Annotated in this window: 22 protein-coding genes, 1 rRNA gene, 1 other RNA gene and 1 pseudogene; 13 read left to right on the top strand and 12 right to left on the bottom strand. The window is 27.2% G+C overall.

The window, feature by feature from the left end:
• Position 1 precedes the first annotated feature (1 nt).
• On the top strand, positions 2 to 1,009 hold the full coding sequence (locus tag ACXYRO_RS00125) for a hypothetical protein (protein WP_458613937.1): 1,008 nt from the start codon (positions 2 to 4) through the stop codon (positions 1,007 to 1,009).
• Between the two features lie 34 nt (positions 1,010 to 1,043).
• Here the strand turns inward: ACXYRO_RS00125 and ACXYRO_RS00120 are convergent, their stop codons facing one another.
• Genes ACXYRO_RS00120 through mutM form a run of 3 tightly spaced genes read right to left on the bottom strand, consistent with a single transcriptional unit; the run spans position 1,044 to position 2,761 of the window.
• On the bottom strand, positions 1,044 to 1,388 hold the full coding sequence (locus ACXYRO_RS00120; RefSeq protein WP_458597839.1) for a Smr/MutS family protein: 345 nt from the start codon (positions 1,386 to 1,388) through the stop codon (positions 1,044 to 1,046).
• The gene (locus ACXYRO_RS00115) at positions 1,378 to 1,917 is read right to left on the bottom strand and encodes a cysteine hydrolase family protein (RefSeq protein ID WP_458607439.1); all 540 of its coding nucleotides are present in this window, start codon (positions 1,915 to 1,917) and stop codon (positions 1,378 to 1,380) included. The genes ACXYRO_RS00120 and ACXYRO_RS00115 overlap by 11 nt, the downstream gene beginning before the upstream one ends.
• The gene (mutM, locus tag ACXYRO_RS00110) at positions 1,910 to 2,761 is read right to left on the bottom strand and encodes a bifunctional DNA-formamidopyrimidine glycosylase/DNA-(apurinic or apyrimidinic site) lyase (RefSeq protein ID WP_458597837.1); all 852 of its coding nucleotides are present in this window, start codon (positions 2,759 to 2,761) and stop codon (positions 1,910 to 1,912) included. The genes ACXYRO_RS00115 and mutM overlap by 8 nt, the downstream gene beginning before the upstream one ends.
• A 126-nt stretch (positions 2,762 to 2,887) precedes the next feature.
• Here mutM and ACXYRO_RS00105 point away from each other — a divergent pair, with 126 nt between their 5' ends.
• Genes ACXYRO_RS00105 through ACXYRO_RS00095 form a run of 3 tightly spaced genes read left to right on the top strand, consistent with a single transcriptional unit; the run spans position 2,888 to position 6,270 of the window.
• Positions 2,888 to 4,714 (top strand): S8 family serine peptidase, encoded by a 1,827-nt coding sequence (locus tag ACXYRO_RS00105; RefSeq protein WP_458613936.1) that lies wholly within the window; start codon positions 2,888 to 2,890, stop codon positions 4,712 to 4,714.
• Position 4,715: 1 nt separating this feature from the next.
• Positions 4,716 to 5,747, top strand: coding sequence for a hypothetical protein (locus ACXYRO_RS00100; protein ID WP_458613935.1), 1,032 nt, complete (start codon positions 4,716 to 4,718; stop codon positions 5,745 to 5,747).
• Between the two features lie 55 nt (positions 5,748 to 5,802).
• Positions 5,803 to 6,270: an L-threonylcarbamoyladenylate synthase gene (locus tag ACXYRO_RS00095; protein WP_458613934.1), complete on the top strand. Its 468-nt coding sequence runs from the start codon at positions 5,803 to 5,805 to the stop codon at positions 6,268 to 6,270.
• A gap of 224 nt (positions 6,271 to 6,494) precedes the next feature.
• Here the strand turns inward: ACXYRO_RS00095 and ACXYRO_RS00090 are convergent, their stop codons facing one another.
• The 4 genes from ACXYRO_RS00090 to rpsT all read right to left on the bottom strand — a co-directional run bounded on the left by ACXYRO_RS00090 (position 6,495) and on the right by rpsT (position 11,366).
• Positions 6,495 to 7,166, bottom strand: a complete 672-nt coding sequence (locus ACXYRO_RS00090; RefSeq protein WP_458613933.1) for a DUF402 domain-containing protein — start codon at positions 7,164 to 7,166, stop codon at positions 6,495 to 6,497.
• The gene (locus ACXYRO_RS00085; RefSeq protein ID WP_458613932.1) at positions 7,166 to 9,700 is read right to left on the bottom strand and encodes an MYPU_1760 family metalloprotease; all 2,535 of its coding nucleotides are present in this window, start codon (positions 9,698 to 9,700) and stop codon (positions 7,166 to 7,168) included. Before ACXYRO_RS00085 ends, ACXYRO_RS00090 begins: the two co-directional genes overlap by 1 nt.
• 107 nt (positions 9,701 to 9,807) lie before the next feature.
• Positions 9,808 to 10,980 carry a restriction endonuclease subunit S gene (locus tag ACXYRO_RS00080; protein WP_458613931.1) on the bottom strand — a complete coding sequence of 391 codons (1,173 nt, stop codon included), beginning with the start codon at positions 10,978 to 10,980 and terminating at the stop codon, positions 9,808 to 9,810.
• A 116-nt stretch (positions 10,981 to 11,096) separates the two neighbouring features.
• A complete protein-coding gene (gene rpsT / locus ACXYRO_RS00075; RefSeq protein WP_458607751.1) occupies positions 11,097 to 11,366 on the bottom strand; it encodes a 30S ribosomal protein S20 in 270 nt (89 codons plus the stop codon).
• Positions 11,367 to 11,524: 158 nt separating this feature from the next.
• On the opposite strand from rpsT, the gene rnpB reads away from it, so the two are divergent.
• The 5 genes from rnpB (at position 11,525) to rplA (ending at position 17,482) form a co-directional block, all read left to right on the top strand.
• Positions 11,525 to 11,796, top strand: an RNA gene (rnpB, locus tag ACXYRO_RS00070) — RNase P RNA component class B.
• 98 nt (positions 11,797 to 11,894) lie between these two features.
• Positions 11,895 to 13,844: a type 2 periplasmic-binding domain-containing protein gene (locus ACXYRO_RS00065; protein WP_458613930.1), complete on the top strand. Its 1,950-nt coding sequence runs from the start codon at positions 11,895 to 11,897 to the stop codon at positions 13,842 to 13,844.
• Positions 13,844 to 16,051: a hypothetical protein gene (locus ACXYRO_RS00060; protein WP_458613929.1), complete on the top strand. Its 2,208-nt coding sequence runs from the start codon at positions 13,844 to 13,846 to the stop codon at positions 16,049 to 16,051. Before ACXYRO_RS00065 ends, ACXYRO_RS00060 begins: the two co-directional genes overlap by 1 nt.
• Before the next feature lie 145 nt (positions 16,052 to 16,196).
• A complete protein-coding gene (gene rplK / locus ACXYRO_RS00055) occupies positions 16,197 to 16,787 on the top strand; it encodes a 50S ribosomal protein L11 (protein ID WP_458613928.1) in 591 nt (196 codons plus the stop codon).
• The gene (gene rplA / locus ACXYRO_RS00050; RefSeq protein WP_458598172.1) at positions 16,787 to 17,482 is read left to right on the top strand and encodes a 50S ribosomal protein L1; all 696 of its coding nucleotides are present in this window, start codon (positions 16,787 to 16,789) and stop codon (positions 17,480 to 17,482) included. Before rplK ends, rplA begins: the two co-directional genes overlap by 1 nt.
• Before the next feature lie 22 nt (positions 17,483 to 17,504).
• Here the strand turns inward: rplA and ACXYRO_RS00045 are convergent, their stop codons facing one another.
• Positions 17,505 to 18,317, bottom strand: coding sequence for a GNAT family N-acetyltransferase (locus tag ACXYRO_RS00045; protein WP_458613927.1), 813 nt, complete (start codon positions 18,315 to 18,317; stop codon positions 17,505 to 17,507).
• A 34-nt stretch (positions 18,318 to 18,351) separates the two neighbouring features.
• Positions 18,352 to 18,457: ribosomal RNA gene (gene rrf / locus ACXYRO_RS00040) — 5S ribosomal RNA — on the bottom strand.
• A gap of 209 nt (positions 18,458 to 18,666) precedes the next feature.
• Here rrf and ACXYRO_RS00035 point away from each other — a divergent pair.
• The 4 genes from ACXYRO_RS00035 (at position 18,667) to dcm (ending at position 21,316) form a co-directional block, all read left to right on the top strand.
• A complete protein-coding gene (locus ACXYRO_RS00035; protein WP_458613926.1) occupies positions 18,667 to 18,951 on the top strand; it encodes a hypothetical protein in 285 nt (94 codons plus the stop codon).
• 6 nt (positions 18,952 to 18,957) lie between these two features.
• Positions 18,958 to 19,650 carry an IS3 family transposase gene (locus tag ACXYRO_RS00030; protein ID WP_458614018.1) on the top strand — a complete coding sequence of 231 codons (693 nt, stop codon included), beginning with the start codon at positions 18,958 to 18,960 and terminating at the stop codon, positions 19,648 to 19,650.
• A 297-nt stretch (positions 19,651 to 19,947) separates the two neighbouring features.
• Positions 19,948 to 20,148 (top strand): helix-turn-helix domain-containing protein, encoded by a 201-nt coding sequence (locus ACXYRO_RS00025; protein WP_458613925.1) that lies wholly within the window; start codon positions 19,948 to 19,950, stop codon positions 20,146 to 20,148.
• A 1-nt stretch (position 20,149) separates the two neighbouring features.
• Positions 20,150 to 21,316, top strand: a complete 1,167-nt coding sequence (dcm, locus tag ACXYRO_RS00020) for a DNA (cytosine-5-)-methyltransferase (RefSeq protein ID WP_458613924.1) — start codon at positions 20,150 to 20,152, stop codon at positions 21,314 to 21,316.
• Between the two features lie 18 nt (positions 21,317 to 21,334).
• Here the strand turns inward: dcm and ACXYRO_RS00015 are convergent, their stop codons facing one another.
• The 3 genes and pseudogenes from ACXYRO_RS00015 to ACXYRO_RS00005 form a co-directional block, all read right to left on the bottom strand.
• Positions 21,335 to 22,129: an LlaMI family restriction endonuclease gene (locus ACXYRO_RS00015; RefSeq protein WP_458613923.1), complete on the bottom strand. Its 795-nt coding sequence runs from the start codon at positions 22,127 to 22,129 to the stop codon at positions 21,335 to 21,337.
• Positions 22,130 to 22,417: 288 nt separating this feature from the next.
• Positions 22,418 to 23,442 (bottom strand): annotated as a pseudogene (locus tag ACXYRO_RS00010) (IS256 family transposase).
• Positions 23,443 to 23,825: 383 nt separating this feature from the next.
• Positions 23,826 to 24,591 (bottom strand): hypothetical protein (locus ACXYRO_RS00005; RefSeq protein WP_458613922.1); only part of this gene is annotated, 766 nt, incomplete at its 5' end.

The following is a 24,591-nucleotide window of genomic DNA, read 5'->3' as shown; positions in this document are numbered from 1 at the left end:
TATGGAAAAACAAATCTTTTTTATTGATTTTGAAGCAGTTACAGTTAATTATTTAAATATTCACAAGAGCAAACTTAAAGATAGTGTAAATTACCATAAAGATTTACCTTATTGTTATTCTATCGGAACTTTTAAGGGTGGTAGTTACAAAAACAGATTTGGAATCATCCGTTTTAAAAATATCACATATGAAAAAGCACTAATTCAACTTAGAGAGAAAATAACAAAAGATATACAAACATTGATTGGTGATAAAGAATTTATCCCTGTTGCATCAAATTGTGTATTTTATGGTTGAGGAGCTGGACCAGAAAATTGAATTATGGAGAAACTTTTTAAAATATCTGTTAAAAAGTTTTCAACTATTCAGGTTAAGCTTGATAATGTAGTCCCAGATTCAATATTTTCTACTTCTAAGTATTTTGAAAACATTAAAAACATTGCAAAAACTATAAAACACCCTGTTTTATCTATGATAAAACAAAATACCGAAGATGGTAGAATTGCCTGTTGATATGGTTTAGCAATGTTATTAGATGGAAGAAATATATATCATATAGATGCAAAAGTTAAAAACCAGATGCATAATGATCTCAGAATATATAATCTTGATGACAGCAAGAAATTAGCATTTTTATATAAAAATAAGTTTACAGCACATAAATTAATAGGTAAAATTTTTGATATACGTCGTGAAATTCAGTCATTAAATGCACAAATATTAACCTATGATAAATATATCGAATATCTAAAAAGTTTAACTAATAAAAAAAATCCGCCCTTATTAATAAAACACGATGATATTCATAAAATTAAAGGTTCGCAAGAAATTCCGATTGAAATTTTACCTTCACTTAGGTTATCTAAGAAAATATGAAATGATAGAGTAATGCGCGACTTATTTTTAGAACAAATGATTTTTATTGTTAATAAAAGAAAAGAAGAAATTCAAACAAAGAAACAAGAGTTAAATGAGAAAATTTTATTGCAACGAAATAATTGATATTAAAATCCGTTTATTCCTTGTTTATAGTATAAACGGATTATTTCTTAAATTCAGAAACCATTTTATCAAAGTCATCTGAAATTCTTTTTTTAATTGCATTATAATAATGATATTCATCATATGAAAATCTATCTTGCTGTTCTAAATAAATAAGATATGAACCACCTTGATTTATAGTTTTATAAACCAACTTTATTTTATGTGTTTTGTTATAGTTTCGAATAAAATCTTCTAAAGTAGTTTGCAAAGCACCACTACCTTTACCGGTGATTATTTCAACTTCTGATACTCTTAAATCTTCTAAATCCATTATCATTTCTTGGATTTTAGGTTTTGCATCTTGTGTGTATGCACCGTGCAAATCTAATGTATTATTTTTCAATTTTAATCCCTGCATTTTCCATGAGTTTCAAAGCATTATTGTGCATAATGTCCCCGTTATGCTCTGGGGTATCAAATGTTTCAACAGCACTTGAGATAACTGAAATCTTTTTGTCACTACCAATTTTATTGAATCAAGTTTTTAAACTAAGAACAAATTGTAATACACAAATATCGGTGCAGCAACCTACGAATTCAAATTCATCATAAAGATCCCAAAACTTTGGATCAACATCGTAAAATCCGTTTGTAGTAGTTTTATAAACAATATTAGCATTTTTAGAATCTAAATATGGTTGGAGTTCGTCAACAACTTTTGCCTCATCAGAACCTTTTAAACAATGGATCGGGTATTGCTGCATTTCTAAATCATTTTCAGAATGAGCATCACAGACAAACAAAATATTTTCAGAATGTTTCAAAACATTAGCAATATTAGGAATAATCGAATTAATTCTTGGACTAGATAAAGGACCGAATTTTGTAAAACCATTAAGCATATCAATAACTAAAGTTAATTTTTTAGACACTTTTCTCCTTTTGGCAAGTAGGACAATATGATGTTCCTCTACCGTTTTCTTTAAAATCTAATTTTACTTTTATTATATCTGTTTTCTTACATTGTAAGCATTGCTTCTTTTCTCTTCCGTAAACATACAAATCATTTTGAAACTTACCAGTTATCCCATTAACAGAAGAATATGTATGAACACTACTTCCACCTTTTACAATCGAATCATCCATTATCATTTGAGCATTCATCAGCAAAGTTTTAAGTTCTTGTTTACATATTTTATTAGCAGGGGTCATAGGGTATATTTTAGAACGATGTAAGGATTCATCAGCATAGATATTACCAATTCCTAGAACAAGTGATTGATCAAGTAGAACCTTTTTTATACTAATGCTTTTGTGCTTTAACTTTTCGAATAGTCTATCCACATCTGTATCAGCAGGAAGTAATCCAAGATTTTTAATTTGATATAAACTTCTTTTGTCTGTATTTTCAATTATCTCAAAGGACCCAAACATCCGAGAATCATTATAAACTAAGACTTTATTTTCTAACCGAAAGTATATACAATCATGTTTATAAGCATATAAAAGTGGGTCGTTTAATTCTCTAATAAAATATTTACCAGACATTCTCAGATGCGAAATTAGTCGACTTTTATCATTAAAATTAAATACCAAAAATTTACCAAAGTTTTCTACATTGATAATCGTTTTATTAACTAAAAAGTTAATAAAACCTTGTGTATCAGTGTTTTTAATAAGTTTGGTAATTTTTACTTCAACCTTAGTTATTTTTTGATTTTTAATGTGTTTGTTTAAAGATTTTTGTACAACTGTGACTTCTGGGTATTCTGGCATATGTAAATTATATACAAAAGAAAAAAATTATAGATATTTTATAGTAAATTTATAAGTCGAAATTGATTGAATATAATAATTGGAAATAATTTCATATAAAAGAGTATAATTTTATTAGGAGTTATTATGAAAGTCAGAAAAATAATAAAACAAGTAATTGCTTTAATTGGTATTACATTTATTCCATTGACAATGTCTGCTATATTTAATAATCAACCAAGAAATATTAAGAAGTATGACACAATTTTTAAGACTTTATGGGATAAATTAGGAATATATGAGAGGACAGACAAAAAGATAAAAATCGGTATTATAGATGCTGGTTTAGTTGATTTTAGAATGATGAAATTCAACGGTAAAACAACTAATAATATTGATGAGCAGCTACCTTTAGATAACTATAACATTATCAAATATGCAAATGATCAAAATTTAGTTAATAGCGATAGAGTTGTATATGATTCAAGATTGACTGACGAAAAAATATTTAAATTTGAAAACAATAAATCTACATTTTTGAATTATTGAGAAAAAAACGAGCATGCAACAAATATAGCATCAATAATTGCTGGTGATGGTGGTTTACTTAAGAATGCAGAAATTTATTCAACAAGCTTTAAAAGAAATTATGCAGCAAGTGATTTAGATATATTGACTGAAAACCTAGAATTCTTCCGAAAAAACGGTGTTAAATACATTAATATGAGTTATTCTGATAATGTTTTAAATTATTTGAATAAAGAAGAATTTGAAGATTTTATAAAAGAAAAGAATACATCAAAAATTAACGATATAATATGACAATTAGAAAAGATTATAAATAAAGATTATTCAGAAGAGGGTGCTTTGCTAGACAAATATGCTTTTGATAATAATATGAAATTTTTTATTTCTGCTGGTAATTTTGGTACTGGAATAATAGAAAAAGTTAAAATATTTAAGGAAACATTATCTGATTATATAAATGAAAATGAGATAGACAGTGAAATAAAAAATTTGTTAATAAAATTTAATGAACTATTGGATATAAATAATGAATTTTGAAAAAAACCCAGTCAAATTCAAAGAAGCAAAAATACATTTATAATAGGAGCATATGATTTTTATACAGATAAGATAAAAGATTATTCGCAAATAAAAATAAAGAACTTTGAAGATTCACCATTAGGTTTAGGACCAACAGAGTTTTCAGATCAATCGCTTTTATTAAATGATAATTGATATAACACAGATACAACCCTTGATGATCCAGATGTAACTAGATGAAGTGGGACAAGTAATTCCACTCCAGTTATTCTAGCAGCTTCTGCTTTACTTGAAACAATAAAAAGACCAGATTCAGAATTTGATGTTCCGGAGTTAAAAGCAATTTTAATGGCAAGTTTTGATTTAAGAAAATATGGAGATCATATATTTGACTTACCAGACAATATTGGTGCAGGTTTTTTTAATTGAGAGAGAATGAAATTTTTTGCAGATAATGTTCATAAGCAGAGCATACGAGATCTTTACTCAAATGATAAAGAAATTAATTATAAAACATTAATTTCTGGAAGTGATAATTTTCTTGCTGTTTATTCTAGTTATTCAGATTTATTTCAACAATGATATCGTGAGTGGGAAAAACTTTCAAAAGAAACCATTCAAAAATATGTAAATATATTTGATGTACATATAAAAAGTGAAATATATGCTACTCCTGAATGAATATATAAACAGTATCATGTTTCTACAATGAAATCTAATTATAAATCCTTTTCTGATGATTATGGTTCTGCAACAAATCGAATAATGCTTTCTAATCAATATTATAAGGATTGGCCTTATGAAGCAACACTGCAAATAAAACTAAGAAAAAATTTTACAGACATATTTTTACAAACTAAATATATGTATTATATCTTAACTGATAGAAATACAATATATGAATCAAGAAGTAAACTAGAGACATAGTATGTTAGATAAAAAAATAAAAATTTTATCTAGTTTATTGGCAATTAGCATTTTACCCACATCTGTTGCATGTAGTAAGCATGAAACTGTTGAAGAAGAAAAAGAAACAGAGTTTGAAAAGAAAAATGATTTATATATAGATTCACTAAAAAAAGAATTCTCTATAAATAATTTTATATTCACTGATGATAATCTTAATTTAGATGAAATTATAGACAAGGAAAATGCATTTTATAAAGTTATTACAGAGGATTCAAATAAAAAATTACCATTTATTAAAATAAAAGATTCATATAATTTCAATTGAACCTATGATAAGATTAAAAATATATTTTCAGATAAGAATAAAATATTTTATAACAATAAGAATAACATGGTAGTGGAAATACTGCCTATAAAAAGTACAAATAAATTATTAATTAATCTTTTGTTTGTTCGAGAATTAGATGAGTCTGATGTCAGTTATTCACCCGATTATAAACCTAGCACTAAATCAACCGAACCTTGATATGATTTCTCATATGATAGCAATTTACATTGATATGTTTTTAATGATAAATTATATTCAGTTATTGATAATGGTGTTGATAAAATAGATATATCTAATAATAAAATATTAATAGATATAAAACAAAAAGAAAGTAAAATAAGTAAATTGACTGAATCAATAAAATTACACAAGGAAATAACTGAATCAGTTATAAAATTAAAACCTTATAAATCACAATACTTTTTTAGCAAAAATATTCTTGAGACATTTAAAAAACCACATACAATAACAAAAACTCAGCAAAGAAGATTTAAAAAATTTGAGGATTTAATCCAGAATAATTTAAACGATACTTGAATATGAGTTAAGGATATGAAAAAGTATTACGATCCTACAACAGAGGTTATAAAAATAATATCTGGCTCATTAACTAAAACATCTTTAATAAAATTATTATCTAAATCATATTTAGTTGATTTAGGTAATCAAAAACTTACTTTTGATTCTAAAGGTGAACCAAATATAGAATTTATATTTAAATAAATAGAACAAGGATATCCTTGTTCTTTCGTAGTATAATATATTTAAGGAATGTGATATGAATTCAGTTTATGATGAAATGTTTATATGTTCAACAGATACAGTAGTTGGGCTCGGTGGACCCGTTCAAGATGATATTTTAGAGCAAATATATAGACTTAAGCAAAGAAAAACAGACAAAAAAGTTATAATCTTAATTGGTAACATTGAACAAGTAAGAAAGTTTAAACAGTGAAATAAACAAGCAGATGATATAGCAAAACAAAAGTGACCCGGAGCAACTACTATAATTGTAAATAACCAAGGTTTCAGAATTCCAAATAATAATCAATTAATTAATTTTCTTATTAAAAATGGACCAATGTATGTATCAAGTGCCAATATTTCTGGATACAAACCGATAAATATAAAAGATGCTCAAAAAGTATTTCCAATGATAAAAAATGTTTATGATTTTGGAGTAGGAAGCGGAAAACCCAGCACAATAATTAATTTAGATACAAAACAAATTATTGAGCGTAATTAGTTTTTTTGAGTAAAATATTTATTTTTTACTTATTTAGTTTTATAAAAATTACATAAAGAAATTTAAAAAAAAGAAACCAAAACAACTTTTAAATAGTGAAGATATAAATTTATTGCAGTATAAAAACAAAAGGATGTTGATAAAAAATGAAGCAGTTTCAGTTACCAAAATGAATTCTATTTATACCGAGTTATTGTTGATGCTGAAAGTAAAATAAAAGCAAGTTATACTTGCTTTTTGTATAATTTTTTTACACTGTAGTTGCTAAGTTGTTTTAGCATCTGAGTTTCTTCTTGATAATTTTTATGATACATTTTATAAAAACTCATATAAGTTTTTTGATCGATTAATTTATCTTTTAACATAATTTCAAGATAATAAAGAATTATTTCATCATTAAAGAAATATTTATCGTTGTTATATAAATTAACAACTTCAGTTATTTCCTTATAAATCATTTCTTTTAGCTCTTTGGGATATTTAAACTTAGCAGAATTGGTTTTAAATTCTTCTTTATCAACTATTTGTAAATCTTTGTTCGGATAACTTTTTAGATCTAAATCATAATCAATAAATTTAATTGTATCTTCTTCATAGATAGGATATGATGCTAAATTAGTATAAAAAGATTTACCCAATCCCTTCTTTAATAAAACAATAGTATTGTATAATGAATTTTTAGGTATAAATCAAATAGCATCATCTTTGTATTTTCATCCTTTACCATTACTTTGTGATTCAGTAACCTTAGTTCCTTTTAACGAAAGCACAATATGTCTTTTATTATGAAAAATCACCTTGGTATTAGATCACTGACGGTATAAAAATCCATCGTGTTTATATGCTTGGACATTAACGATTGAACCCACCTTTAATTCGTTGAAATCTCACTGCATTAGGCTAATCTAATATAAACCTTTCCATCTGCATTTTGTGACAACTTAAACTTTTTAAATGCTGGTTGACTAGTATTTCAGGCACGACCAGATGTAACTCATCTGTTTTTTGGTAAACTAATATCAGAAGTATTAAGTTCATCAGATTGTACTTGTCCATCATTGTTTTTGTCTTCTCATAAAAATACTTGTTGATCAGGTTTTACACTAACAAAATCCTTAGTAATATAACTGTAATATGCTCTGTTTAATTCTGGCATCGATGTATCATTACTGTGTCCAGGATAAATACGATTAGCAATTTGTTCCTTGCGATCATCGGTTATATACCCGTTTTTAACTACTGTTGCACCTGTATCAAGAGTTTTATGTCCAAAGAAAGAAAATGTATCATAATAGTTGAAATAAGCTTTGGTATAGTTTGTAGAGCTAGGATCTTTTAAAACTAAACCGGTGTATTTTTTAGTTGGAAGAAAACCTGAGAATTTGATTTGGTTTGCTTTAGTCTCATCGACATAAACTTGCTTATTATTTCAACCCCATTGGTTTTGATAAAACATCTGATTAATTGATTTTCCGTATCCCATAGTCGCTAAAAATAAATCATAAAACTTTTGAGAACGGTTGATTGTTTTTCTTTCAGGTAAATGGTAGAGTCTTTTTTCATAAACTGGTTGACCTAAAATGTCATAACCTACCGGATAATCTCTTTCAAAAATATATGGTCGTATATCAAATACAGAGTTAGGTGTCATAGTCGCATTTACTACTCTAGTGTCATTTTGTCCATCTAAAGTTCGATATCCATTCAAGAAAGTTCCTTGGCGATAACTGCTATCAAAGTTGTTCATATATACTTTTGATCAATCTTCAGCTATCGCAGAAGGACTGAAGTATTTTGAAATATTTCCGTTTCCATCGTTTTTAAAATAATGAACACCGAATCAGTTAATTGTTGCTTTTTGTTGTGTGTCATTATATGCGGCTTGATTTGGTGCATTGATTGAAAAATATGATTCAAAAGCATATTTAGAGTATTCTCGAGGAACCAACTCGGTTAATGAATAATTATATTTTAATCTTCCATAATCAAGTTTAAAAGCTAAGGATGGTGAGTAGTAAAAATTATCAACACCTTGAAATCTTTGTAATCTTCTTGGTGCATTTTCATCATTTGCTATTTCTCAGATGTCTCGAGGAGAAAGACGTCTAAATAGGAAATTATCTAGATTATCCATAAATGTTCCGTCATTAAATCTGTTAAATATCGCAGCATCTTCATCAGAAATATATCCGATTTCATCAACATCATAATTTAATAGTTTATAGAAATTATTAGCAAAATAAGAATTTCAATATTGTTTTAGTCCATGTGAGTGACTGTTGTCATTTTCTTCGATATTTAAACCTGGATTATAGTAAATAATAGTAGCAAACTTAGTGTTTTCTCTAATTCTTTGATCTATTAAAGCAGTTGGTGTGCTAGGTAAGGTTGCCTCAGAATATGAATCTGATCAATGGTGCATATATTCATGGAAAATAGTTGGCATTAGACCACCAATTATTTCATATTCATTAAATCCCTTTTCAGCATAATTACTACCATTAATAAAAATATTTTTAATATTTGGAATGTATAATCCGTTTGCCTGTGCATTGATTACATTAAAATCATCAATATTTATAGCCTGCAAATCATATACTTCTGGGCCAAAAGGAACTTTACGTTTAAATTCTTGTGCTAAAGCAATCAATCCGTGCTTTCCGAGAAGGTATCTAAAATCTTTTGTACCTTCGATTGGATATGCATAATCTCTAAATAAAACATTAGTAAAAGGATCTTGGTATTCTAAATATTTTCTTCCTGTATTATCTGTTTTTTCTTTAATATCTTCAATATTAGAAACCGAAGGTTTATTATAAGCATTTAATGCAGCATCCTTTTGTTCTTGACTAAGTCCGTTTGCTCAATAAACTTCATTAGGTTGAATTTTAAGGATGTTACCAAAAAGAAAATCTTTTTTTTGTAAAGGTGTTGGATTTTGCATCCCACCACTTGTTTCATTATCAGTTTTTGATTTAGGTTGCTCTGGTTTTTGCTTTTGTTCTTGTTTTGGAACAGGATCGTGGTTTTCAGGCTGTGTTTGTTGGTTATCAGAAGGACTTTGTTTATTTTCACCACCTGATTTTATAGGGGGTTGTTTTTCGCCATCATCAGGTTTTGTATCGATAGGTTTTTGGGGTTCTACTGGTTCTGTTGGTGTTGAAACATTTTGCTTTGGTGGTTTAATAGTTCCAATAGGTTCGACAGGTTGATTAGGATGAGGTGGATTTTCAATTGGAGATGGAGCAGGAAGTGGAGATGGATTAACAGGTAAAGGTTCGGGATTACCCTTAATAGGAATAACACCAGGTTCTTGCTTATCTTGTTTTTCTGAATTTAATAAATCACAACCAGATGCTGCAATGGTTGTAATTGGTAAAACAAAAACTGTTCCTTTTAAAATACTTAAATAAAATTTTTTCTTTTTCATTTTAACCTCTTAATAGGATATTTTATAACAATTTAACATTTAAGTAAATGATTATATCACTATATTATGATATAAATTAAATACTTAATTATTTTGTGTTTGGTGAATTAAACAAACATTTTTTCTAACAATTTTTTCTTAAGATTCTTGAGCATAGTTAACTTACGCTGATGAAGTGAAAGGATGGAGTCTAAAGAAGTGAAAAGTTGGGAGATTTTTTGTTGTTCAGGGAGAGAAGGGAAATACAATTTTTGTTTCAAAAACTCATCATCATTTGCTATTAAAGTATTCTTAGCACCTTTTTGTATAATAGGAAAAAGAAAATTATTTAATCTTGAATCTGATAAAAAGAAATGTTCAATAAATTTAGAATATAATTTATCTTTATAAGGTTTAAAGATAGAATATAAAATTGAAACAATACCCTTCTTAAAAGAATTAACTTTTATTATTCCGTAAGGATTCTTGTTTAACGGCGACTTTGTGTAAACTATATCACAGACATCAAAAACTTTATAATTTCTTAGGTTGTTTCCTGCAAAACTTCTTCCTAAAAATTTTATTTGATTTAGTACACCGTATTCGCCGGAAACAGACAATACATCATCTTTATTAAAAAAGTTGTTTTGATTCTTTTCTGAGTATTTATACATCATATCTCCCAAAAGATCCTGTTCTCAAGCGTGAGTAAATTCAGAGAAACGAATATTAGGAAATTTTGAATTTTGATCAGGGAACATTTTTGATAAAAAAGTTTGCTTTACACAATAAAAAAAATCGAGTTTTTGCTGAATTAGTTTTATAAATGAATCTAACGAAAAAACTAATTTTGATATCTTTTTTTGTTCATTTAAAGAAGGTAAGAAAATATTAAGATTCTTATAATCATTAAAATATAAATGTGGGATACTTGTTCCAACAACAAATTCGTCAAATTTAATATTATTTAAAACTAGATAAAGAAAATTGTTATTAATTAATGATTTTTCTTTTATGAAAATTCCTTCTAATGTTGATGTAAATCAAGAATTTTTAGGTAATATTTGTAATTTACCAACTGAACCGTCTTTTGATATGATTACAATATCTTCATTAAAAGTTTCTCTCAAAAAACTTTTTCCTATTTTTCCATCAATACCATAAATATCTACATTTCCATCAGTTTTTATTTCTGAAACTTTCAAATCACTTTTTTGTTTATCAACAAGATTCCCTAAAACTTCATAATTCCACTCTTCATTAAATTCTTTAAACCTAATCTTCGGTATTTTTTTAATCATTTCTACCACCTTTATTTTTATATTATAAATTATTTTTCTAAAAGTAATTGAAACTACAAATTATTCATCAAAATGTGAATAAAGGTTTAAAAAAACAAGCCTTAGCTTGTCAAAGTTTATTTAGATTCTTTTGTCTTATTAACGAATTGATCTAAACGTGAGTGTTTTCTAGCACCTTTATTTTTATGGAAAACACCTTTGGTAACTGCTCTAGCAATTACCTGGTGAGCTTGTGCAACTAATAATGCTGCCTTTTCATCTGCTGCTAAAACTGCTTCACGAGCTTTACGGATTGCGGTTTTAACTCTAGATTTCATTGCAGCATTTCTTTGACGAGCTTTTTCCATCTTGACAATGCTTTTGATCTTAGATTTAATGTTAGCCAAACAAACCTCCCTTTTTCTATAATTTTGAAAAATCCTATAAATTATATCTATCTTTTATAAAAAACATAATTATAAAATATAAATTTTATAAGTATTCATTTTGCTTTATGAAAGCAAAATAATTTATTTAATACACATAATTGATATATAATATCATTTGCATTAGCTGATAGCTGCTTTAAAAAGTAGAGGAAAGTCCGTGCTAGTACTAACTGCGATGTTAGTAGTGATCATGTTAAACCTAATAAGTTTAAGCTTAGACGACTAGTGCCACAGAGACGAGAATTGTGAAACGCGGTAAACTCCATGAACTAGAAACCCAAATTTGGTAGGGGAATTGTAAGTTAATAAATGAATTAGCAAGCAAAACATATTTTATGTTAGATAAATTATCAGCACCTTTTTTAAGGAACAGAACACGGCTTATGATGCTAAAAGAAGTTTGGATATCCGAGCTTTTTTTATTTTTTTCTTTTGAATTTTCAGAATTTAATAAAATAATTTTACAAAAAATAACTCAAGGAAGAGATGGAAAAAAATAGAAACATTTTTAGTAGTAAATACACCAAAAGATGATTGCTCGGTTCAGGAGCAGTTGCAGCAGGAATTGCAGTCGCAGCAGTAGTTGCTGCAAAGGTAGAATCACCATTTAAACCAGCATTTTTTAACTATAAATCATATATCGATGATGTTAATCGAGACCTTATTAATAAAGACTTTGATTATAAGGAATTTAATGAAATTCAAGACTTTACTATTGCATTAAATAACCATAAAGCCGTTGCAGGAATCGGAAGCGACTTTCAAGCAATTGGTTTAATTAAGAAAGGATTAATTAAACCAATAGATTTTAACCAATTACTTGAAATAAGTGACCCAAATCAGATGATAAAGACCGAAAACCAATTAAAAAAGAAATTACAAGAAATTTATACACCGATAGTTTTTAATCACCTTGCTAGTTATGATGAAGAATTAAAGGATATTGATAGACCACAAAAGCATTTATGACAATATTTTGTTCCTTATTATATCCAAGATGCAGTTTTTGCTTATGCAAAGCATAAACAAAGTGGTAAACCGACAAATCAAACTTTCGGAAAATTACTAACTGATGAAGATTTTCAAAAAAATCGTGATGAATTACTTCAGCAAGCAAAAGATCCCAAAAACACATCTAAATTTGTTGACCCACAAAAAGAAGATACACATTTATATTCCGAATATTTGAAACCTAATTCATTATTTAACTTAATAAATACAGCTTTTAAAAACGGGTATCAAGATATGGTGTTAACCGATGCAGTGCGTGCTGAACTTTTGTATGGTTCTTCTTATTATTTTCCTAAAAAAGCAACAAAACTTACACCACATAGTGGTAAGGTAGATTTAGATAATTATGAAAGAATAGTTAATAGTTTTGTAGAGATGGTTAATAAATCTACTGGACAAAATATTACTAATACATCAAATACATTGTCATTTAACGGAGATGGACAAGCCATAGTGCAAGCATTATTAAATACAAAAAACGGTAATGTAAATTCAGCTATTATGTATAACGGAGATGCTTTGGATACTTATTATGCAGCTGATAATGGATTTACCTTTAATAAATATAAAGATGGTAAATTAGTTGAGAAAAATGTAACTGTTGATGATGGAACAGTAGAAGCAATAAAATTTCGTGAAAACATCTTATTAGTAGATGGTTTAGTTGTTTCAGAAACTATTTCCAAACCAACTGAAAAGACTTTGTATCATAATCTTTCACATGCTTTTTATGCACATTTAAATAACATTAATACTAACAAAAATATTATTGATATGTATGATGAATATCTCACTTCTGAAATGCGCGATGTGTTTTTAGTGGCAGCAGAAGAACTTGAAAAAAATAATAAAGAATATAAATTTAGTCCCGATCCAACAACAATTTTTAACAATTTCAAAAATGAATTAATTGAAATTTATAAGAAAACATTAGAACACGATCAACTTCATGATGCAGACTTACAAAATTTTCGTGATTTAGCTGTTAAAAAATTTGATAATCCGTTATTCAAAGAGTTTTTTGAGCAATTTTATTTCAATATAAAGCAAAAAGAAGATGAAAATTATAAAAAATCACAAGTTAAAGAAGAAACAGAAGAAGTTTTGAATACAATGGGTTATTGGTTTTCGCATATGATTATCGATGAAGATATGGCACCTAAGTTTTTTGAAGTTTTATCAGAAAAGTATCCAAATGTAACCAATTTTAATTTAATTAATTATACCCCATCTACTCAACTTGATTACAAGTTAATTCGTAGAAATTATTTTGTATCGGATGATAATACCTACGATGTTAAAGCAGTAAAAATCTATGAAGTAGATGAAAGTGATAAAAATATCATCCACGCAAGATTATGAGGGGTTGATGATAAAGTTAATTCATTGCTTAATACATATTATTACTCAAGGACAAAACGTTAATGAAAATTAAATCTTTATTAAGCATAATTTTAGTATCGTCATCGGTGCTTTATGTTTCTTGTCAGAGTAATGTGACCCATAAACCTGAAAACACACAAAAAGAGCATGATCCAAATAAAGGAATAATTTCGCAGCAACCATCGAACCCAATAGAAATTATAGGTAAAGATAAACCTCCATGTACACCTAAACCTACTGAACCACCTGCAAAAAAAGAAGCACCAAAACCAGACGAGACCCAACCACAAACACCACAGCAACCAAAGCAAAGTCCAGAACAAAAACCTGGTGAAACAAAAAAATCAATCAATCCTGATAACAATGAGCAACTAGGAAAATCAGAAATAACAGAGCCTGATAAAGACAAGGATTCACAAAAACCAGATAATGAACAAAAACCAATCGAATCTGAGAAAAAAGAAAGTCAAAAACCAAATACAGAATATCAATTTTCTCCAACAGAAAAAATTGATTCTAGTTCTAATTTAACATATCCAGGTGATATAAACAACCCAAAACAAATTTTTGATAAATCTTCTTTTCCTAACTCTGTTATATTAGAAAATAGTGAACACAATATTAATATAGTATCAAATTACTTTAGAACAGAGATGCAAAAAGTTCTTACATATATAACTTCACAAGGGCAAGTCTATAGTGATTTTCCTAAGTGATTTTATCCAAATATGGATGAAAATCCTAGAAAATCAGTTTTTTCTTATGTTCCTGATTTAAAAGTGCATTTGAAGAATAATGATAGTATTAATGTTTTAAAACATCAAATTATGCTTTCGCATATAAAAAATAATGAACTTGAAATCCAAAACAATAATCTTGTTTTTGAAAAACAAATTAAAAACTTTTTGAATAAACCTTTTTCAAAAAGAAAAATTAGATTTACATTTATCAAGATACTAAATCGGATGTACACACAGACTCAGAGTCAACCAATTGTTATTGATATAGATTTAGAAGAACTTCTTAAAGATAAGTTGATTCAGGGTAATATAAATGGTTATTCATATGCTACAAGCCTTGATAATGATAAGATAAAAGTTGTTTTGCAATCTCAAAACACAAAATCATTTAGTTTTGATGATGTAAATAAAGATATGTTTGATAAATTTTCCACAATAACTGAAATTACTTATTTATCAAACCAAAATGATGACATGAATTTTTCATTATCTGAAGATTATCATACAGATGATTTATATGCAAAATTAGCATCAAATGGTTTAGCATATAATCCAAAAGATATGGTATATAGTGGTAAACGGATAATTAATAAGCAAAATGCAATGTTTGATAAGATTAAAGCAAGAGTATTTGTATTAGGTGGTGGAACTTCTACTATGATTGCTAAGGTTAAACCTACTGATATAAATGATCAAAGGTATTACTTTATCACTAACAGACATGTTAGTGACATCCTTAATAATAATTGGGGTAATCCTCGAATACCACAAAAATTATTAATCCCTGATTTTAATGATAATAAAGTAAATAGTTGAGCAAATGATATATCAATCGATGTTGAAAGAAATGATTTTGTTTTGAACTTTTGACAAGCAACTAATCAATATAATAAACAAGGTAAGTTGGTTTCTGATCCTTATGGACAAGGTAATTTAAATGAAGCAGACATTTCAATAAATATTATTGATATTGCACAGCTGATAAAAAGAGCTAAAAATTCAAATGATTTAAAAGTATTAAATTATTTGAACAACTGAAAAAAATTACCTAACTTAAAACTAAGTAAGCAAGCAAAATATCTAAGTGCAGATAATTATGTAAAATTTTATCTTAGTTCTTTTCCTCAAGATTCACATGCAGGAAATAGTGGGCTAAGATACCGTGAACACATTATTAATCGAATTGATGATATTGTAATCAACCAACAGGCACCTGAGTTTGCTAAATATGGAAATTTTAGAAGTTTTATTTTAAATGATTTACCTAATAACAAGTATGATTTAACATCAGGTGCATCAGGTAGTTTAGTTTTCAATGAAGATATGAATATGGTAGCATTGTTTATGCAAAATCTTGGTGATAATGGATACGGATTTGGATTATTAAATTCATATGATTATGATTACTTAGGATATGAAAGTAAAAATAATCCAAATTCATTCAAACATAAATTACAAAAAGAAATTCAAAGTCATCCTGATAAATTTGAAATGATAGATTTTGAATAACTTTTATCTCTGTGTATAGAGTAATAATATTTATAAAAAGGTTTTGAAAAAAAATTTTTTTAATATAATTAAAAAGCAATTTATTAATTGCCACAAGTGGGAGATTATTAAATCACAGACCACCATTATCGAAAGGATTTTAAAAATGGCAAAAAAAGAAATACACCGTGTTGCTAAACTTCAATTTTTAGCTGGTAAAGCGAAACCTGGTCCAGCCTTAGCTGGAGTTGGTGTTAATATGCCTGAATTTACCAGAGCATTTAACGATGCAACCAGAGACAGAGGCGATGAACCAGTTCCTGTAAAAATTACAGTATATAAAGATAAAAGTTTTGAATTTAAACTTTATACAGCACCTGCTTCATATAAAATTATGCAAGCAGCAAAATTAAAATCAGGCTCAAAAAACTCTAAAACAACTATTGTTGGAACAATTACAAAAGAACAACTTAAAGAAATTGCAGAATACAAACTTCCTGACTTAAATACCGATGATATCCATGCTGCAATGGCAACAGTTGCTGGAACAGCAAAACAAATGGGTGTTTTGGTTGAAGGTTATGATGATATCTTCAAAGCAAAGGCTGAAGCAAAAGCTGCTGCAAAGGCTGCATCTGCTGCTGCTGCAAAAGAGGCCGCTCTTGTTGAGGCACAAACTAAATTAAACGAAACTAAAGGTCAAGCTATAGAAGTGCATACACACTCAGATGATAAAGCAGAAGAAGGAGCAGAATAATGGCAAAAAGAATTTCAAAAAACCTAAAAAATGCTCGCGAATCATTTGATAGAACTATTGCTTATGATTTGTCAGAAGCGATTGAATTAGCTAAAAAAACTTCATATGCTAAATTCGATGCTTCAATTGACTTAGCATTTAATTTAAACTTAGATGTTCGTAAAGCTGACCAACAACTTAGAGGTGCAGTATTATTACCAAACGGAACAGGTAAAACTGTTAAAGTTCTTGTTGCTACAAATAATGTAGAAAAACAAAAATTATCTAAAGATGCTGGAGCAGATATTGTTTTAGATGGTCCTGCTCTTGAACAAAAGATTAAAGAAAGTGATTTTGACTTTGATGTTATGGTTGCTGACCCTACAATGATGCCTTTATTAGGTAAATATGGAAAAGTTTTAGGACCAAAAGGTTTAATGCCTAATCCTAAAACCGGAACTGTTACTCCTGCACCTGAAAAAGCTGTTGAAGAACTTAAAAAAGGAAAAGCTAATTACCGTACTGATAAAGCTGGAATCGTGCATTCATTAATCGGTAAATCAAGTATGTCAACACAAGCATTAGTTGAAAATGCAAAAACCTTGATTAACTTAATTAAAAAACTTAAACCTGCTGCTGTTAAAGGAACATATATGTTAAACCTTACCGTTTCAGCATCAATGGGTCCAAGTGTCAAAATTAAGATAGAAAAATAAAATAAGCACCATTGTGGTGCTTTTATTTATGCAATACAAATAATTGCTCATAGTCTTTAAAACCAAGTTTATAATACATCTTAGCAGCAGCAGGATTGCTGAAGAATAAAACAGGTGTTAGGTTTTGAGACAGAAGTTTTCTAATTAAATTAACTACACAATCATAAGCTAGTCCTTGACGACGATATTGGTTTAATGTATATACTCCACCAATCATAGCAACTTGTTTGTTTTTAGCACTTATAGAAGCATGTGAGATAACCTTTTGCTCATCTTTAATGATGTATGCTTGATAATATCCACTTTTTAATTCATTAGTTAAATATTCTACATTTAAAGTATGTCCACTAACATCACCTCATTCTTTAATTTGCTTTTTAGAATTGATAACCTCTATGATGTCAGTTTCAGTTACTGGCTTAGATTTAGCTAAAAAGTCTTTTGTCTGCATGTTAAAAATATTTACATCTAACTTAGCAATCTGTTCTTTTTCTACTATATAATCCAGCGAATCAATAAGTTTATGTTTATTTAAAAAGTTATAAAAATTTGTATCAATAATTAGGTTTTGAATGTCTTCATTATTTAATATTTTCAAAAATTCATTTATATTTATAGCATCAGTATCAAATAACACAACTAAATTAGAATAAAACATTAAAAAAATTGCTTCTATTTTTTTGTTATATAAAACAAAAGTTTTAATATTTTGATTTTGTAAACCGTATTGTTCGATATCAGAGATTAAAAATAAATATTGAATCGGGTCTTTTTTATAAAGATATTCTAAAACTTCTTGCTTTTTATCATTATTTCAAATTTTAAATGTTTTCATATATTTCCTTTCGGAAGCTGCTCAAAAGGTATAAAAAAAGCAGCTTCCTATTTTCACCGTTGGGCTATCGTCGGCGTAAAGTGGCTTAACTACTGAGTTCGGAATGGTATCAGGTGATCCCACTTGCTATTGCTACTGATAATATAATACAGGTTTTTTTTAAAAAACCAAATAATTTTTTTAAATTTTTATTAATTTTAATTATGCGACTATTTTTTTCAAAAAAAAAAGATAAAGTATTACAAAAAGATTAACAACTAATTCTGTTAATCTTTTTGTTTTATTTATAGGATTAACCCAACACCCCTAGGGGTGTCCGTGACCAAAAAATATGAAAGAAAGGAATGCGATGTCAAGGCATTTTAAGAAGGAAGAATTCGATAAAATTTTTGAAATTTATTTAAGTGAAGGAACCAAAAATGCTTTACATTTTATGAAAGAAATCGAACCAAAATTAATCTTTATTAAATCAACAAGTTTAAGAAATAGATTGAAAAAAATTGTTTCATATTATAATTTAAATATGGAAAATCAATTATTAACCAAAAGTGGTTCACAAAGAAAACCAGGTTCTGGAAGACCGAAGAAAGACAAGAAATCTAAGGTTCCAAATTTCGAAAAATTTACCAGATAAGATCTAATAATTATCGCAACTCGATATTATGAAATAGCAGAAATATTAGATGCAACTAGACAAACTATCTCAAAATGAAAAACAAATTCAATAAGCAAAAAGGAAGAAAAATACGAGCAGTACAGAGAAATAATCCTGAAAGTTTTTTACGAAAACAAAGAAGTTTATGGTCGTGTAAAAATGTCTATTGTATTAAGAGAAAAATACGGAATATACATAAATTACAGGACTTTAGGAAGAATAATGAAATATTTAAATATAAAATCAATTGTTCGTAATAAGAAAAAAGCTCGCGAAAAGAAGAACACAAATTTTCAAAAAGAAGATCTAGTTAAAAGAGATTTTAATGATAAAGATTCTAGAGGAATCATCGCTACTGATGTAACATATATCCCTGCTCCTGCTGACCTAAAACTTTTCCAAAACCATATATTTTTATCTGCAATTATTGAACATAAAACTAAAAGGATTTTAGGATATTCAATATCCACCAAAAACAACTTAAAACTTGTTATCAATAACTTTAAAAACATTAAAGATTTTAATCGTAATTCTTTTATAATCCATTCGGATCATGGATATCAATATACTTCAAAATACTATATTGATATGATAGAAAGAATGAATGGAAAAGTTTCATTCTCTAGAGCGGTAATTCTTTGGATGATAGAGAAATCGAATATTGATTTTCTTGCTTAAAATCTGAATGACTAAAAAAAGGTTGATTATTCAAAAATTACTTTCAATGAATTAAAAAAACTAATACACCAATACATAATTTGATATAATATAAAACGAATTCAATCTGTTTTAGATTGAAAATCACCTCAGCAATATTCTGAGATGATACAAAGTTAATTTTCTGTTAATTTTTATGTCCTTGTTTACTTTACTGTTTTTTATAATTATATAACATTTTATCAACTGTTACAAATTAACACATTAAGAATTTCGATATAATATTCATTTTTTAAGGAATTTTATTATACTTATATTATGCAAATTAGTTTTCAAAAATTATGAGATAAACTTAAACAAATGCATATTTTAAGAACAAAATTTAAAAAAGTAGGAATTAGTTCAACTACATATACTGATTTAGTTCACAATCAACATATTTCATCTTCATCACTTGTTAAAATTTGTAATTATCTAAATTGTCAAATAAGTGATATTTTGGATATCTTTAAGGAATAGTATGAAACAAATGGATAAAAATCAAAATATAATTTCTCGAAAAAGGAGTGTTTTAGGAATAACTCGTAAAGAATTTTCAGATGCATTGGACTTAAATAAACAACAAGAAAAACAAATGAAATTATGAGAAGAGAATACAGCAGAAATTCCTATAGAAATTTATCAAAAAGTAATAAATTTTAATACAAAACCACCTTATGCAATCGATAAAAACAAGAAATATTCTTTTACAATGATTGATTTATTTGCTGGTATTGGAGGAATTAGAATAGGATTTCAGCAAAATGGCGGAAAAACTGTTTTTTCTTCTGAATGAGATAAATTTGCACAAAAAACTTATAAAAACAACTTTGGTGAAATTCCTTATGGTGATATTACTAAAATTCCTGCTATTTCGATTCCTAATCACGATATTTTACTAGCTGGATTTCCATGCCAACCTTTTTCGCAAGCAGGATTAAAAAAAGGATTCGAAGATGCTAGAGGAACATTGTTTTTTAATATTGCAGAAATTTTGCAAACAAAGCGTCCAAAAGCATTTTTATTAGAAAATGTTAAGCAACTAAAGGGACATAACAGAGGTCAAACACTAAAAATTATTCACAGGATTTTAGATGAATTAAATTATTATGTTCCTATTCCTGAAGTTTTAAATGCAAAAGATTTTGGTATTCCACAAAATCGAGAACGGATTTTTATCATCGGATTTAACAAAGATTATTTACCAAATAACTTTGATGAATTTGTCTATCCTAAATCTGGTGATGGTTTTAAAAGTTTATCTGAGATTTTATTTGATGAAGTAAATGAAAAATATACCATTTCTGATAAGTTATATCAAGGACATTTACGTCGTAAAAAAGAACATAAAGAAAAAGGAAATGGATTTGGATTTAGTTTGTTTAACAAAGCAAGTAAATATATAAATACAATTAGTGCAAGGTATTATAAAGATGGAAGCGAAGTATTGATTGAGCAAGAAAATAAAAATCCTCGAATGCTAACACCACGTGAATGTGCTAGATTACAAGGGTTTTCTAACGATTTTATTATTAGTGTTTCAAATGTCCAAGCATACAAACAATTTGGTAATTCTGTATGTATTAATGTAATTGATTCATTAGCAAAAGCAATGATTAAGTATATGAAGAAGTATAAATTAATCTAAATCACTGTATATATAGTATTATTCATATTCTTCGATGATTAAAGAATTTCAGTATTTATTGCTTGCCCGTCACTGTGAATATTTTCTAGTATTTCCTTCATACATTCCACTATCAAAATAAATATCTCCACTTTTAACACCTTGTAATCAATCATTAAAACTTATTTTTCTTCCAAAGCATATTTTATAATACCCTGTTTGATTTTGTTTACAAGTAAATCACCCATTTTGATTGAATTTACGATTAATTCGTTTTTGTAAGGTGTTCTTGTTCTCAAGAGGATATATACCGTATCATTTTGCAAGAACGAGATTTTCAATTTGTAATTGTTTTGGTAATATATCTACTTTTTCTTCCCTTTTATCCTTAGAAAATGAATATATGATAACGATATCTTTTTGAGATGTGATTTGTAAAATCTGTCCATAGTCATTATAAATATCTATTTTAGGAATCACTTTCCCAGATCAAGAAAAGCGATTATCTTTATTAGGATTCGGATGTCCAAAAATCCTACAAAAAGAATCTTTTCTTTGATTTTTGTTTTCACCTTTAAAGTATTTTTGATAATTTCCACTATCAAAAATATATTCATTTGCTGATCAATCACCAAATGAAGTAACAGAATTAGTATCACTTTTTAATTCATAACCCATAATATCTGCTACATCATTTGCATTAGGTAGTATTCCAAATTGTTTTTCTAGTCAATGACCCTTTGAACCATCGTGGTTTTTGCTTGATTCTTCTGGAGTTTTACCTTTAATTTTTTTGAAAAAGATCTCAACTAATTCTAATTTTTCATCATTCATTTTTTATTCCTTGATATTATTTTTGAATTTATATCACTATTATATAGAAATTTAAACTAGGAAGAGTAAAATTAACCCTAAATTTTTACTATTTTTCTATACTTAGCAAAAAAAACGACATTATAAAAATTGTTGTGTATTTTAATAAAAATCTAAGTTATATATATAATAGCATCTTATAAGAAAATTTAAAAATTTTTTTGAAAAACCCGCAAAATAAAGTGAACAAAAGTAATCTTTTGTTCTTTTGCTTTATATTTTGCGGGTTTTTCAATGTCAAATTGAAGTTTAACCAATATTTCAGTTATTAAAAATATGTGCTAAAAGCAATGATAAACTTTCCGTACTAGGAAATGAAACCTTTCTTTTTAAAATCAATTTCATATTCGAGTTTAAGGATTCGATTGGATTTGTTGTATAAATAGATTTACGCTTTTCAGGTGGAAAATCAAAAAATGTTAATAAATTTTGCATTTGCAAAAGATATGAGACTTCTTTTTTATAACCTTTGAAAGTTCATTTTGCAACGAAATTTTCAAGTTCTTTTTGTGCTTCAGCTATATTACTTTGTTTTGCAATTAACATAAAATCATTAGAAATTTTTTTACGATCTGAAACCCTTACTTTAGACACAATATTTCTTTGAATGTGTACTAGACATCTTTGAGTCTTAGATTTTGGAAAAATTTCATTTACAACATTTTCTAAACTAGGTAAACCGTCAAAGACAAAAATTTCAACTTCTTCTACACCTTGTTCCTTAATTTTTAGTAATAATTCTCTAAAAATTCCTTTTTTTCATTTGGACAAATTTCAAAGTTTAGCACTTGCTTATAGCCATTTTCGTCAATTCCCATAACGATATTTATAGCTTCTTTTGCATAACTTCCTCGTTTAATGGAAAAGTAAGAAGAATCAAGAAAAATTGCTTGAAATTTCTTTGGTAGCTTTCTATTTTGGAATTCATCTACCTTTTCCTTTGTAGTAGTAAAGATATTAGAAATTGTTTGTCTTGACATTTTTATGTCTGTAGAATTCTCAATGAAATCAGTGATTTCTTTATAAGAACCACCTAGTTTGCAAAAGGACATTATCATCTGAGTAAGATCATCACTTCTTCGGCTATATCTGGCAAATAATTTACTTTTAATTCTTCCTGCTCTATCTCTTGGAACATTTAATAATGCTTTCTCGATCGGTGTATCTAGTGCTCTTGTATAATAACCATTCCGTGTATTTTTCTTTTCATATTTAGAATTTTCAAATTCAAATTTTAAGTTCTCATCAAACTCTTCTTTTAAGATTGCATTCATTATATTAGTAATGATGTCTCTTGAAAATTCTGCTACGAATTTAAAACCATTTTCTTTTATTTCATTAATCTTTTCTGAAATTAATAAGTTTTTTGATATAATATCTGTCATGTGTTCTCCTTTGTTTTATATCACTTACAATTTTAAAGGAGTTTCACTCTTTTTTTAATATTTTTTTCAAAATCTTTTTTTGTGAAAATAACTCAGTTATAGATACACAACTTTTTTTAAGGTTCCAAAAGAATAACACAATTAGTTGTTAATCTTTTTGTCTTGCTTTACAAATTTAAATTAAAAATTGCCACGGCAATTTGCTATGACGATTCAAATTTAAAAACTATTTGTTTTACGCTTTCTTGCTTGTTTGTTTTTATGTTAAATTATTAAACATCTGAAGTTGCTAAAGTTGTGTATTTTCGCAAATATTCATAAAGATTTTTTACCTCTTGATTACTTGGATTTTTATTAACAGTGATAGTCATGGATTTATCAATATATTTTACATTCATAGTTATATGTGTTTTTTGCAAACTGTTTTTGTTATCATATTTAACACCTAATTGTTCTAAATTGATAAGCCAAAAATGTAAATTTGCTGTATTGTTACTTTTGTAATCTGGAACTAAATTATATTGTGAAATTACAGAATTTTCATTACCTGTTTCATACATTAACAAATTCTTAGTCTTAAAGAATTCATTAACATCTTGATTTCTTAGATAAATCTTTTGAAACTCTACTTTGTTCATTTGTTTTAGTTTTTCGGCTGTTAGAGTATTAATGTCAAAATAAACTTTATTTTTAAATGTTTGATAATATTTCTTAACATAATCTAAGTTAAATTTATCTAAAAATAATTTATTAAGTTCTTCTACTGATTTAATAAAAACATATTTATCTTTGAACAAAGGTTGAAATTCACCAGCACTTTCTTTGTTATTTTCTCACATATAATAAAAATAATTTTCTTCAATATTTTTAATAGAATTTTGCCTTTTATATTCTAACACAACCCCGGTAAAGTATTCTAAATCGTTATAAAAATATTCTTTGTTGTTTGAGTTATTTGCACAACTAACAACAATTAAAGGCGCTAATGCAGAAAAAAGAAAAACTCATTTTTTTATAAAATTCTTCATACTATTTTTC

This window comes from Mycoplasma sp. 4013 (assembly GCF_054353875.1).
Note: the sequence above shows the minus strand (reverse complement) of the source record. Positions and strands in the feature narration are given on the sequence as shown.